Annotated in this window: 14 protein-coding genes; 12 read left to right on the top strand and 2 right to left on the bottom strand. The window is 45.5% G+C overall.

From position 1 onward, the window contains the following. The first annotated feature begins 31 nt into the window (after positions 1-31). Complete coding sequence (locus tag QUB14_RS20490) at positions 32-1,441, top strand: ferredoxin:protochlorophyllide reductase (ATP-dependent) subunit N (RefSeq protein WP_199297522.1); 1,410 nt, start codon at positions 32-34, stop codon at positions 1,439-1,441. A gap of 211 nt (positions 1,442-1,652) precedes the next feature. On the opposite strand, the gene QUB14_RS20485 is transcribed toward QUB14_RS20490, so the two are convergent. Further along, on the bottom strand, positions 1,653-2,816 hold the full coding sequence (locus QUB14_RS20485) for a DUF3800 domain-containing protein (protein WP_333218784.1): 1,164 nt from the start codon (positions 2,814-2,816) through the stop codon (positions 1,653-1,655). 173 nt (positions 2,817-2,989) lie between these two features. Continuing rightward, positions 2,990-3,127, bottom strand: a complete 138-nt coding sequence (locus tag QUB14_RS20480; protein ID WP_333218783.1) for a hypothetical protein — start codon at positions 3,125-3,127, stop codon at positions 2,990-2,992. Here QUB14_RS20480 and QUB14_RS20475 point away from each other — a divergent pair. From QUB14_RS20475 to QUB14_RS20425, 11 genes are all read left to right on the top strand, one after another. Then, positions 3,126-4,181 (top strand): hypothetical protein, encoded by a 1,056-nt coding sequence (locus QUB14_RS20475; protein WP_333218782.1) that lies wholly within the window; start codon positions 3,126-3,128, stop codon positions 4,179-4,181. The two genes, QUB14_RS20480 and QUB14_RS20475, sit on opposite strands and share 2 nt — an antisense overlap. An 871-nt stretch (positions 4,182-5,052) precedes the next feature. Continuing rightward, on the top strand, positions 5,053-5,208 hold the full coding sequence (locus QUB14_RS20470; protein WP_333297294.1) for a hypothetical protein: 156 nt from the start codon (positions 5,053-5,055) through the stop codon (positions 5,206-5,208). Between the two features lie 290 nt (positions 5,209-5,498). Continuing rightward, the gene (locus QUB14_RS20465) at positions 5,499-6,167 is read left to right on the top strand and encodes a DUF3318 domain-containing protein (protein WP_333218780.1); all 669 of its coding nucleotides are present in this window, start codon (positions 5,499-5,501) and stop codon (positions 6,165-6,167) included. Between the two features lie 373 nt (positions 6,168-6,540). After that, a complete protein-coding gene (locus QUB14_RS20460; protein WP_333218779.1) occupies positions 6,541-7,539 on the top strand; it encodes a sugar transferase in 999 nt (332 codons plus the stop codon). A 547-nt stretch (positions 7,540-8,086) separates the two neighbouring features. Next, a complete protein-coding gene (locus QUB14_RS20455; protein ID WP_333218778.1) occupies positions 8,087-8,524 on the top strand; it encodes an ATP-binding protein in 438 nt (145 codons plus the stop codon). Positions 8,525-8,685: 161 nt separating this feature from the next. Next, a complete protein-coding gene (locus QUB14_RS20450; protein WP_333218777.1) occupies positions 8,686-9,954 on the top strand; it encodes a WcaI family glycosyltransferase in 1,269 nt (422 codons plus the stop codon). A 422-nt stretch (positions 9,955-10,376) separates the two neighbouring features. Continuing rightward, positions 10,377-10,511, top strand: coding sequence for a hypothetical protein (locus QUB14_RS20445; protein ID WP_333218776.1), 135 nt, complete (start codon positions 10,377-10,379; stop codon positions 10,509-10,511). Between the two features lie 32 nt (positions 10,512-10,543). Continuing rightward, entirely contained in the window at positions 10,544-11,179 is a 636-nt protein-coding gene (yqeK, locus tag QUB14_RS20440) for a bis(5'-nucleosyl)-tetraphosphatase (symmetrical) YqeK (RefSeq protein WP_333218775.1), read from the top strand. Between the two features lie 137 nt (positions 11,180-11,316). Further along, complete coding sequence (gene rsfS / locus QUB14_RS20435; protein ID WP_333218774.1) at positions 11,317-11,736, top strand: ribosome silencing factor; 420 nt, start codon at positions 11,317-11,319, stop codon at positions 11,734-11,736. 2 nt (positions 11,737-11,738) lie between these two features. Beyond that, positions 11,739-12,248 (top strand): CGLD27 family protein, encoded by a 510-nt coding sequence (locus QUB14_RS20430; RefSeq protein WP_333218773.1) that lies wholly within the window; start codon positions 11,739-11,741, stop codon positions 12,246-12,248. A 166-nt stretch (positions 12,249-12,414) separates the two neighbouring features. Further along, positions 12,415-13,368, top strand: a complete 954-nt coding sequence (locus QUB14_RS20425) for an asparaginase (protein WP_333218772.1) — start codon at positions 12,415-12,417, stop codon at positions 13,366-13,368. The last annotated feature ends 124 nt before the right edge of the window (positions 13,369-13,492 follow it).

The raw sequence follows: 13,492 nt of genomic DNA, 5'->3' as shown, positions 1-13,492 counted from the left end.
AAAAACAATTTAAACGGAGAAGATTTGACATATGACTGCTATTACTACTAATGAACCGGAAGCTTTAAACTTTGAATGCGAAACAGGCAATTATCACACATTTTGTCCGATTAGCTGCGTAGCTTGGCTTTATCAAAAAATTGAAGATAGCTTTTTCTTGGTAATCGGTACCAAGACTTGCGGCTATTTCTTGCAAAACGCAATGGGCGTGATGATTTTTGCTGAGCCTCGCTATGCGATGGCTGAGTTGGAAGAAGGCGATATTTCCGCTCAGTTAAACGATTATGATGAGTTGAAGCGGCTGTGCTTGCAAATTAAGCGCGATCGTAACCCGAGTGTAATTGTTTGGATCGGCACTTGCACCACCGAAATCATCAAAATGGATTTGGAAGGGTTAGCGCCGAAACTCGAAGCAGAAATTGGCATTCCCATCGTCACGGCTCGCGCTAACGGCTTGGATTACGCTTTTACTCAAGGGGAAGATACCGTTTTAGCAGCGATGGCTGCTAAATGCCCTGAGAAAGCGCCCGTGATGGAATCTCAGAAACAAGAACGCAATGCTATCTCTCAACTGCTGAATTTCGGTAAGAAAAAAGAGGAAGTTGCAGCAGATGAATCGGAATATGTCAAGCACACGCCGCTGGTACTTTTTGGTTCTTTGCCCGACCCGGTTGTTACTCAGCTAACTCTAGAATTGAAGAAGCAAGGAATCAAAGTTTCCGGTTGGCTTCCTTCCAAGCGCTACACTGAATTGCCAGTCTTGGAAGAAGGTTATTATGTATCTGGCATGAATCCGTTCTTGTCGCGCACTGCTTCTACGTTGATGCGCCGCCGCAAGTGTAAGCTAATTGGTGCGCCATTCCCGATCGGCCCTGACGGAACTCGCGCTTGGATTGAAAAGATTTGCTCAGTGTTGGGAATTGAACCAAAAGGTTTGGACGAACGGGAAGCGCAAATTTGGGCTGGTTTGGAAGATTACCTGCAAATAATTCGCGGCAAATCAGTCTTCTTTATGGGCGACAATTTGCTAGAGATTTCTTTAGCACGTTTCTTGATTCGCTGCGGCATGACTTGCCCGGAAATCGGCATTCCTTACATGGACAAGCGCTATCAGGCGGCAGAGTTGGCTTTGTTAGAAAAGACTTGTCACGAGATGGGAGTTCCTACTCCTCGGATTGTGGAGAAACCGGACAATTACAATCAGTTGCAGCGGATTTACGAGCAGAATATTGACTTGGTGATTACTGGTATGGCTCACGCTAATCCTTTGGAAGCGCGGGGGATTAATACTAAGTGGTCTGTTGAGTTTACTTTTGCTCAGATTCACGGCTTTGGTAATGCGCGGGATATTTTGGAGTTGGTGACTCGTCCGTTGCGCCGGAATAATTCGCTCAAGGATTTGGGTTGGGGTAATTTGGTGAAGAATGAGGCTCAGGTTTAATCGTTTTTAGCCTTCAATTAAAAACCCGGTTTCTCCAAGAAACCGGGTTTTTTAAATATCCCATAGGTTGAAGGCCGATGTTGAAACCCATCGCTACAACAACCTAGCCCGCGCAGGCGGGCTAGTATTGAGAGGCAATCGCGCGATTGCTCCTATTACTTTATGAAGAGCGTGCTGTAGTGTTAGTCTGTTGATGCTTTACTTCTAACTACTAGAAAGGTATATAGTCAGAGCCAGGTACCACAAAAGCGTTCGGATGGAGTAAAGAACGAGTAACCCACAATAAAAACTCTTCTATTCCATCGAGCAATGGCTGTTTGTTGATACTTCTCTCCACCAAATATTTTAACAACAGACAATTTCTGGTGGCATCCAATGTATTTAGGTCGATGTAACTCAAATCAGGAATCACTAAGTGGCTACCTACAATACCAGGTATATGCTCTATCCAGCTTTCTTTATTTTGGTTGAAATCTTCTTTAAAAGCAGAAGCACAAGCAGCCGCAGCAACATCAGCTATTTGTATGCCAGGAAATTTATGGGATTCCACGAATTTTACTTCTTGGGATAGATTAAATATAATAGGTTCTTCTACTCCTTGACAAAAGTCAATATCAATCTTATTCTCTTTCACAATCATAGGCTCGAACAGTCTATTGTTTTCTTTGAGTGGTTTACTAACATCACAAAAAACTTTAAGTTGGTTAAACTCTTTTCCCCAGTCACAGAGAATAGAAAACAAAGCCGAGGTCGAAAGCTCTAAAATCCACTTGCCTATATCAGTTCCTCGTAAAGAGTTTAATTCTTGATCGATCGTATTTCTATGATGAATACAAAAAGTTTTTATGTCGTCGAGTGTAGGCGAAATATCAGGTGTTTGTGAAGAACTAAAGAGAGCGTTAAGTTCTGTGTCCTCCAAACTTCTCATAAGCTTTTGAAAATCGCTAAAAATTTTTTCAGCATCATCACTCTGACATTTAATGTCTAGATATAAAATGTTGCTGATAAATTTGTTAAATTCTATTTGATAAAATAGAGAGCTTTTTTCTGAGAGAGGTGGCTCAAATATATATTCATAAAATTTGCAAGCCAAGTTAAATTTTTTATGATAAACACCTACTTTTATGCGATCTTTAAAGGTATTCAATATCTCAGCTATTACCTTTTTGCCCTTGGGAGAGTTAAGAAGGTTTCGACCTTTTAATTCGCCCCCTTGTAGCTTATATTTTTGTATTATATTATTTACATATTCCGTAGCTTCTTCATGGTTAATTGCTACACTTGCATAAGCAAAAAAAGTGGACTCTTTGTCAAGAAGAGCGTTACCAGTGAAACCTGATTCATCGCAGTAAATTTCTTGAAGGGTTTGTTTCATAGCGATTCTCCGTTTAATTTTGAAGGTTATGTATTACGTGTCATTTTGGTAGTATAACATGAAATTACAGAAGCAGAGCACTTCAGAAATGAGACTTAACAGCCTCCTTTCACAAATGAAAATTAACAATAATACAGGACTTGGTATTTGAGTACGCTCCGAAAAACAGCTTGCTATAATAAGACTGTGTGGGCGATCGCACTTTTCCTCAACCTTTCCAGAATCCCATGCCACACGCCCGTAACACGATCGCAGGTACGATCGCCTATAATCGAAACTAGCCCAACTCTCATCAGTTGAGAAACCGCCATGAGTCAAGACAAGGAAGAAATTAGCTATTCAGAGAAAACAGAACGCCTCAGAGTTATCGGTCAGTTTATCAAAACTGTAACACCGATGATTTGGACGATCGTAATTTTAGTAGTCATCATTCCCCTATTAGGTAACTTTCTAATTTCCCAGTCACTAACAAATACAGGAACCACAGCAGTTGTAGTATCGCCGCCACACGATTTTAGAAAAGTCAACCAAGACGTTAAAAACGCCATCCAACAATCCCATATAACTGCCGAAACTTTCGCATCTAAAGAGTTGGACAAATGGGAAACAGAAGTAATCGCGCGGGTTGACAACAGTTTCCTCGATTGGTATTTCGATTACTTCAACCAAAAAAAGATGGAGTTTACCGTACCTTTTAATTTTGTGAAATCTGCCGTACTGAACAGATTTGATATGACAGCAGCATCTCGTGCTGTTTCCGAAAAATTAACCGAAGACTTTCAAAGAGAATTTGCTAACCGCGTGCTGGTGCCAAAAAATGCTCAACTGCGCTTTCAATTAATTACTCAAGATACTGCTAATTTGTACATATCAGAAGTTAGCAAAAATGTGAAAGTAGTTCAAAACAATTATAGCATACCGCAGGTACAGTGGGACAAATATCTGAACGATATTGCTACCACAATTAGCGACAAAGGAAACGTCTCGAATTTATCCTTAAAAGTATTAGTTGGCGGTAGCGGTTACTTGGTTGCTAAACCCTTAATTTTGGGAGTCGCAGCTAAAGTTGGTAGTAAAGTTACCGCAAAAGTAGCCAGCAAAGCCGCCGCCAAGGTAGCCACAAAAACAGGCGGTACAGTGGCTAGTCAGTTGGGAGTAAGTTTAATCGACCCGATTGTCGGCATCGGAATTATCATTTGGGATTTGTGGGATTATAATCACACAGTCACAGTAGAAAGACCTATTTTGCGGGAACATATTGTAGAATACTTAAAAGATGTCAAAAAGTCGCTGCTCACAAATCCTGAAAGCGGAATCATGGCAGCAATTTATCAGTTAGAAAGCGGTCTTCTCAAGTCACTTTAATCATTTAAATCGCGTCTGAAGGATGTGTGTAAATCCCCGAAAAGTGGTAAGATCCACTGCAAGAATAAAAGGGGTAGACCAGTAGTTAGTGCCACTGTGCGCGCTCCGACTCGCTACTGTGCGCGATCGAACACCCGACTGTGGGCGATCGCGCTCATGTAGCAAAAAAAGAGAAAAAAATGAATTTTACACAAGGAAAAAAAAGAGAGAATGTGGGGAGAAAAAGAAGACTTGCACAACTTTATGTACCCTAAAAAATATCCAGAAATGTAACATAAAACAAGCTATTATACTCATAATACACTAATTTAATTATCGCTACTTTTTTTAAAAAAATAGACGTTGAAACAAGTTTTATTGCACACACTCACAGAAAATACTTCGTCGATAATCACGACATTAAAAAATTGTTAAAAAGCTATTTAACTAAGCAACAGGTTTCCGCATCCAGTGGCTATCTCAACCGGAAAAACGGAATATATCAAAACTAGAAAAACACTTGATGTCTAACAGAAGCTTTCTTGATAGGGGAGGGTGCTAGCTATCCTCAAGGTCAAAAAATGCAGCAGCTTGTTAAAAGGTAACACTACGGTAAATCACCGTCAAAATGCCCAATAAATTGTTGTTTATTTGCTTCTTAGAACTCAGAGTAAAACCATGCAGAAAGGATGGGCATATAAGGTAATAACCTTGTTATCGGCTGTTATTTTATTTCCCAAATTTTAACCTACTTAATAAATTATTTTAATTTTTACCTTGATAATATCCAATTTTACTAAGGTGAACAAAATATGATTATATTGTAACAAGGATTTAGAGTAGCTATAGTTTCTCCGCTTTTGACAGCCAGAAAATAATTTGTTTAGAAGTGATGCAGTTTATAGAGAAAGACGAAAAAACTGTTGCTGTCGATTATGAGTTTCTGGGCTTGTGGCATTTACAGCAGAAGAATTTAAAACCTCCGATTGACAGAGGTAGAGTTGAGGGGGTGCGTCTTACCGATGAATCTCTACTGCGAGGTTTGTAGGGAATTGCTGAAGAATTGGACGGAGTTGTTTTAGTTCAAAAAGGCATAACTTCTAAGCCGGAAGTTTTGTCGGCTTGGTCGAAATTGCTACAAGAAATCGAAACGCTGATGAAATAGTCGAAAGTCAATTATCGAGCAGGCAGTTGCGATCGCGCCCACAGAGTAAAATCAACTAAAATTGCAAGTATTGGTCGATCGACCCCTGTTACTCGACTATATTTGGATTCAAGGTTTGCTATACTCCAGAAATAGACACATATTAACCTTTGCAAAATCAATAGGCCGGAGCTATGACATCCTATGCAACCTCTACAGCAAGAGCCGAGATGAGTGAGATCCGGCGCTTGAAAAACATACTGCCCCCAGAACTCCAAAGTTGGGTAACAGTAGAAAAAACAATAGAAGTTAATCCTACCCTGATCCGCAGCGAAGAAATAGGCAAAGACCAGGTAGAAATCCAAATAGACCTGATCCGCTGGGAACAGCTAGCAATAGATCAGCGGAACCTCCTATTTTGGCACGAAGTCGCCAGAATCCAAAACGACACCATCCCCAGAGACGGTTGGGAAATGGCAGCCCTCGCCATTGGTTTAGGCGGCGCTGTCGGCGAACTTTGGGTGCAAGACGGCTTGCTGCTGTTACTGGCCCTATCCCTGTGCGGCGTCTCGGGCTGGAGACTTTTCCAAAAAAACAACGGAGAGAAAAGTTTAAAAGAAGCAGTAGAGGCCGACGAAAAAGCCCTCGCCCTGGCAACCCGCTTCGGCTACACTCTTCCAAACGCCTACAAAAGCCTCGGCAGCGCCTTAAAAACCTTAATCGAGCAAACCTCCAAAAAACAGCAGCGGGCTAAATACGAAGCTCGTCTCCAGGCCCTCAAACGCAACGCAGCCAAAGCCAAAGCCAAAGTCAAACCCATCACCCGCGAAACCTCCCAGTCAGAAAACGTCTACAATTCTTAACCTCATCCCCCGACGCTTGTTACGGGGGTTTTCCAGTTAACCGTTAACTGTTGACTTGTGTGTTAGCTGTTAACTGTTAACTGCGATGGCTATCCGGTGCAAGACAGGCACCAAAATGATTAACGACAAGATTAGTCGGCCTGAATCCACAAAAATCTTGATTCCGATGTCAAAGTTTGGCCGCGACTGCGTTCAAAAATCTTTGGACCAAAACTGGCACTGGTAGACTCAAGTCTATTTTTGCCTTTGATATCATTCTCGGGGGGCGAGTTGGCAGGCGTTTTTATAAAGTTTTTATAAAGCTAGCATAAGGAGGAGCTGCTAGGACAGAATAGGCTAAAGACATCAGCTTGAAATTTGAAACTAGGACTTCATGGTCAGTCACACCCCAGAGGCAGATTTTCGGGTAACGTACTCCGACGAGATTCCCTCAGTTCACATACCCGTGCGCTTGAGCGTACTTGAAGCCGTAAACTTCAAGACAACCTGCCAGCAACTCTTTTCGGGCAGCACCGTTCCCAGCAAGATTGTCCTAGACTTCAGTCAGACGACATTCATCGACAGTAGCGGGATCGGTGCGTTAGTCAGCAATCTGAAATTTGCCAAACAGCGTGGTAGCGACTTGGTGCTCCGAAGCCTCAAGCCGCAGGTGATGGCAGTATTTGCTCTCACCAGCCTAGATCAAGTGCTGACGATCGAGCAGCCCTCTGCAACCTCAACTCCGACAGAGACCAACCCCTCGGACAATCAGCTACCGATGACCCACCCCTCAGTGCAATCGTGGGTGAAGCGGCTGATAGACATTGTTGGGGCAATAGTCGGTTTGATGATTACAGGAATTTTGCTCGTACCCATAGCTGCAGCCATCACTATCAACGATCCAGGCCCGATATTTTTCGGTCAAACCCGCTGTGGCTGGATGGGCAGACAATTTCGGATTTGGAAATTTCGATCGATGTGTACCAACGCCGAAGCCATGAAAGCCCAAATCAAAAACCAGGCTTCTGGCGCATTTTTCAAAAATGACAACGACCCGCGGATTACCAAAGTCGGGCGCATCTTACGCAAAACCAGCCTCGACGAACTGCCGCAGTTTTGGAACGTGCTCAAAGGCGAAATGAGTCTAGTTGGCACTAGACCGCCTACCCCAGACGAAGTTGAGCGTTACGAAGTCCCTCAGTGGCAGCGTTTGGATGTCAAACCCGGGATGACAGGGGAATGGCAAGTCAACGGTCGCTCTCAAGTCCGCGATTTTGAAGATGTCATCCGTTTAGATTTAAAATACCAACAAAACTGGAGCCTGGTGTATGACCTCAAACTAATTGTCAAAACTATAACAGTCCTGTTTAACAAAAATAGTGGCGCTGTGTAGGAACCCTCAACAACCCACCGCTGAACTTTGAGGTGCTGTTGCCGACGGGGGGCGGGAACTCGAACTCGATACTTAGTCAAGCAGACGATCGCTAGCGATACCTACGTTAGCATTAAGTGTTAAAATTCACACGCCCAGAAAATGCCAAGCTAGTTGCCAGCTCTGCAATCAGAGCATTAATAATTAGCAATTGGCGAGTTCGAGGTCATACTCGAATGCTCCCAGCATGATTTTCGAGGACGAGAAGAACTCACCTGTGTTTAGAAAAGTAACGACTGCTAACACGGTCGAAGCTTAAATCACTTCCTCGCAAGCTGACTCGGGAATTTTCCCTATTTAAACGCCCTACCGAGGCGGCTTACAGTATCGGAAGTCTCTCATTTGCTGTGCGAGTAAATGGTGCGAAAGGAATGCTCACCTTGAGGCAAAACGGGCTTCTTCAACTCAAGCTTGACTTAACTAATATGTTGCCAAGACCTTGCCCTCCTTTTTCTCTCCCTCCGCCGCTGAGTACAGCGGTGGTGGGGGCCGACCAGGGGGAAGAAAGATGAAAGACAAGCAACCAAAGGCCGAGTGGCACCTGCAGGTTGAAACAGACCTGAATGCTTTAACATCCATTTTGGAATGGTTGGAGAATATCGTTTTGCCCATGATACCAGCGGATTTCTGGTGGCAGTGCCGACTGATAATCAACGAAGGCTTTACAAACGCTGTCCGCCACGCTCACCCGAACTTGCCCCCCACGACGCCCATAGACATTGAGGTAAAAGTGTTTGCCGATTACTTAGAAATTAGGATTTGGGACAGGGGTCAACCCTTCAACTTAGAAGCAAAGCTGCACTCGATCATGCAAGAGCAACGCGATCCTTTGGACCGAGAAGGAGAAAGGGGACTGGTGTTCATGTACAAGCTTACAGACGATCTTCGCTATATCCGTACCGAAGATCGCCGGAACTGCCTGGTAATGCGAAAAAACATTATCTGAGGGCGGGATACCCGCCCGGTAAGGGCGGCTTCTTTCGCCAGGAGTGGAAGATCCCCTCGCCCCCTATTGTCCTACCCGGAACCCAACCACATCCTCTGCAATTCTGCGGGTGCAGGCTCGATGCACGCGGCTGCTGGACTATTTGCTTCAAAATAAATAGTATGCGTATTCTAATTTATTCCTATAACTATTATCCAGAGCCGATCGGCATTGCCCCCCTGATGACAGAACTAGCGCAAGGCCTAGTCAAGCGCGGCCACCAAGTCCGAGTCGTCACAGGAATGCCCAACTATCCGCAGCGCCGGATTTATCCGCAATATGAGGGCAAATTTTACCTCACCGAAGAACACAAGGGCGTCACAATTCAGCGCAGCTATCTGCGCGTCAACGGCCCCCACCCCAGCCTGCTAGACCGACTTTTGCTAGACGGCAGTTTTGTCGTCTCCAGCGCCGTCCAAGCCTTCAGAGGCTGGCGTCCCGACGTGATTTTCTCGACCATGCCCCCTTTACCGATTTGCGTCCCAGTCGCCTTTTACGGCTGGATTCGCGCTTGTCCGATCGTCCTCAACGTTCAGGATATCGTCTCAGAAGCAGCCGTGCGCGTCGGCTTGGTCAAAAAAAACGGAGTGCTAGTTCGCATTGCTGACGCTTTGGAAAAATTGGCATACTGCACAGCCAGCCAAGTCAGCGTCATCGACAGCGGTTTTATCAAAAAATTGCACTCTCAGGGAGTACCGCCGGAAAAAATAGTTTGCGTGCCCAATTGGGTTGATGTCAATTTCATTCGTCCCTTACCCAAGGAAAGTAACTCATTTCGAGAAACTCACAAACTCAAGGGCAAATTTGTCGTTCTCTATGCAGGCAATATTGCCCTCACTCAAGGCTTGCAAACAGTTGTCCAAGCAGCCGCTCGTTTGAAGCACATACCGGAAATCGCTTTTGTAATAGTAGGGGAATCAACAGCACTCGCCCGCTTGCAACAAGATTGCGAAACTTACAAAGCTAATAATGTAATGTTGCTGCCATTTGAACCGCGAGAAAAATTGCCCGAATTGTTAGCTGCTGCTGATGTTAGTTTAGTCGTACAAAAGCGCCGCGTTACTAACTTCAATATGCCTTCAAAAATTCAAGTAATTCTCGCCAGCGGCCGGGCAATTTTGGCTTCGGTTCCCGAAACTGGTACGGCCCAGAAAGCAGTGCAGCAAAGCGGTGGCGGGGTGGTGGTTGCGCCGGAAGATCCGCAGGCTTTGGCTGAGGCTGTTGAGGATTTGTACTTGCACCCTGCTAAGGTGGATACGTTGGGCGAGCAAGGCAGAAATTATGCTGTAGAGAATTACGGATTTGAGGAAGCTTTGAATCATTATGAAGCCTTATTTGCGGCGGTGGCAGCGAATCATGCTGAGAAAATATTGGCGCCGCTGCCCAAATAAGATAACCGCTTGAAATCGTGCCTACTTAGAGTGCCAAAAGATGTTCCTAGCAGTACAGAAATAACGTTCGTTAACATAAATACAAAAAAAATGAAATACTGATGGTTGAGCGATTTAAGTCGCCAATAAAACGAGAACTGGAACTGTCCCCGCCGCCATCCAGAAATCCCTGACTACCCCGATAAAAAGTAAAATACAGATTACTGAAACAGACTTTTGACTTCCCGTTACAGCCATTTTGATTAATATTTTTAGAAAAGTTTTTAGGTTAAATTAAGAAAATAATCCTAAAAATTCCCAGAGAAGCTAGCAGCGGCTCAACGACAAAATAACCTTTGATAGCACTGACTAAAAATAGAAAAAATGAGAGAATTACCAAAAATAGCGAGTCCATTAGACTAATTGTTCAGCTAGGGAATGTTTTGAATATTCCAGCAGTTACCAGAAAAGATAACGTATCTCCCAAACAGCCGATCGCCCCCTTCACCCCTCCCCATCCCATAAGTAACCACACCCCTGTCCGCCCCACACCGCAGCCGATCGAAACAAAACGCTAAAATAGTAGCTCATACAATTTTGGAGTTAATATTTGACACTTGCACCCGCGCGCGAAAACGTCCTAGCTTGGCTCTGTGAGCGCGTTCCTGCTGCCCGAATCAAACATATTCTGGGAGTCGAACAGGTAGCAGGTGACTTGGCTCGCCATTACGGCCTCGATGAAGCAAAAGCCCGATCGGCCGGTTTGTTGCACGATTTGGCAAAATACTTCAAACCTCCACTGCTGCTGCAAATGGCCCAGAAGGAAGGTTTAGAGTTAGACTCAGTGTTGGAAGCACACCCGCATTTGCTGCACGCAGACGCCAGCGCGATCGTCGCCAGAGACGAATTCGGGGTGGTCGATCGAGAAATTTTGGACGCCATCGCCAATCACACCCTCGGCAGACCAAGCATGAGCCAGCTCAGTTGTACCGTATTTGTAGCAGATACCATAGAGCCGAGCCGCGGCAACACAGCCGAACTAGAAGCACTGCGCGAGGCAAGCTGGCAAAATCTTTATGCAGCGGTGTGGCAAACTAGCGATTATTCTCTTAAATATTTGCTAGAAACTCGCTGCTACATCCACCCCCGCACCGTACTTACGCGGAATTGGGCGCTGCAAAGGGCCCGCGAATCGCCGGAAAGAGGAAATTCGACAGAAAAGTCGATCGAACAAATCACAAGTTAAAAGTAAAATTTACCAGAAATCCTGTCCTTACTTTTGGCTTCAACCTAACTCCTATTTCCCGTCTCAAACTGCCAACAACCGATCGCGAAAACGCACCGATTCCCCCTTACCGTATCAATTAGGAAATTAAACACTTAATGTCAGATCTAACCCAACTCGAATACTCCAGGGCCCAGTCTACAGCAACGGACAGCACCTCCTCAGACGAAGCCCGTGGCCTGATCATGACCGTTGCCCAAGCAGCCGATGACCGCAAAGCAGTAGATATTGTATTGCTCCGCGTGTCAGAAGTATGCTTTTTGGCAGACTACTTTGCGATCATCACCGGATTTTCCAACGTGCAGGTACGAGCCATCTCCCAAGCGATAGCAGACCAAGTGGAAGAAGAGTGGCAACGCTTGCCACTGCGTACACAAGGCCTATCAGACGCTAGTTGGGTAGTCATGGACTACGGCGACGCAATCATTCACATATTGAAGCCTCAAGAGCGGGAGTTCTACAATTTAGAAGCGTTCTGGGGACACGCCGAACGCATTGACTTTTCCCCCACGCCGTGAGGATGGCTAATGTGAAAAACGTTTCTGCTTCTATTTGTCCCGTTCCGCAAGAACAGCGACCGATCAATGAATACCAAGAACTTAAAGAATCCTGGTTTTTTAGCTGGGTAACACTCAATTGGCCCGGATACCTGGCAAAACTAGCTTGGGTTTGGGCTTGGAGTTGCTTGGTATCGGTGCCGATAGCTGCTTCTAGCTTTGCTCCTGTCAAGTATCCAGCTCAGTTTGTCCTGTGCGGTGCCGCAGGTGCCGGTTTTATTCTAGGATTAGCTTTGCTGCGGCTTTACTTGGGTTGGTTCTACGTGCGATCGCGCCTTTCAAATCCCACGGTCGTCTACGAAGAGTCTGGCTGGTACGATTGTCAATCTTGGCCTAAAACTCCCGAAGTTTTGCTTCAAGACCAGTTGATTGTCAACTACCAATTAGAACCAATTCTCAGGCGTCTGCGGCAGACATTTTATGGTTTGACAGTATTGCTGGTTGCCGGGGGACTAATTTGGAGTTGTTTGTAATCGGGAATAGAAGGGAGTTTTGAGTTTTGAGATAGTCGCGCACAGCCAACAACACACACGGGGTGCATGAGTCAGAAATGATCGCCAAAAGATTAATTTCACAACTCGCAACTCATAACTTCCTGAACCCCAATCTAAAATCTAAAATCTAAAATGTAAAATTGATATGACAAGGGGAAAACGAACCCAAGCTCCCGAACTGGAAGTCACATTGCTGCGCGAAGGTATTGTGGAATCGAGGCACCGCGCCCAGGCCGCTGTCTGCGACAACCGCGGGCGCGTTCTGTCTGTTGCTGGTAACTCGGAAACGGCCTCATTTGTCCGTTCTTCACTCAAGCCTTTTCAAGCTTTGGCTGTGACGGGGACTGGCACTTTAGAACGCTACGAATTGACCGATCGAGATTTAGCGATTATTTGCAGTTCCCATCAAGGTACGATCGAGCAATCGCGCCAGGTATTTAACGTACTGTGGCGCTGCGACATTGACCCCTCTAAACTTCAATGCCCCATTCCCGAAGGCAAAAAGAGCGCCCTGCAATACAACTGCTCTGGGAAACACGCCGGCATGCTGGCTGTCTGCCAGCAACTGCACTGGCCTCTGGAAAATTATTTACGCCGCAAACATCCTGTCCAGCAGCTTATTTTGGGCAAAGTGGCTGACTTGCTGGCAATGCCTGCCGAAGAGTTTATCAGCGCTCGTGACGACTGCGGCGCTCCTACCTATCTGTTGCAGTTGGGGCAAATGGCGTCTTTGTACGCTAAGTTGGCTTCCGGCGACAATGTGGAGATGGAGCGGATTGTCCGCGCTATGACTCATCACCCGATGATGGTTGCCGGTGAGGGCAAATTTGACACGGAACTGATGCGCTTGACTCAAGGGGAATTGGTGAGCAAGTCCGGCGCCGAAGGGGTGCAGTGCATTGGCCGCGTTGGCGAAGGCATGGGCTTGGCAATTAAGGTGACGGATGGAGGAAAGCGTGCTCAATTTGCTGTGGCGATTCACTTGCTCAAGCAGTTGGGGTGGATTACTCCGACGATCGCCGAAACTCTGGCGGAGACTTACCTCACTCTCAGTGAATTCAAGCGCTTGGAGGTAATCGGGGAAGTTTCGATGCTTTAGGGCGATCGAGACTCGCTCGCCGATTTCAGCAACCCCTCCCACAATCTAAAAAGTTTTTTTGATTTAGGGGTTGCAATTTTCAGAAAGATATGGTTATATTAGTAGAGAGACAAAAAGCGACGCG

Source organism: Microcoleus sp. B3-D2, from assembly GCF_036705345.1.
GTDB lineage: Bacteria > Cyanobacteriota > Cyanobacteriia > Cyanobacteriales > Microcoleaceae > Microcoleus.
Note: the sequence above shows the minus strand (reverse complement) of the source record. Positions and strands in the feature narration are given on the sequence as shown.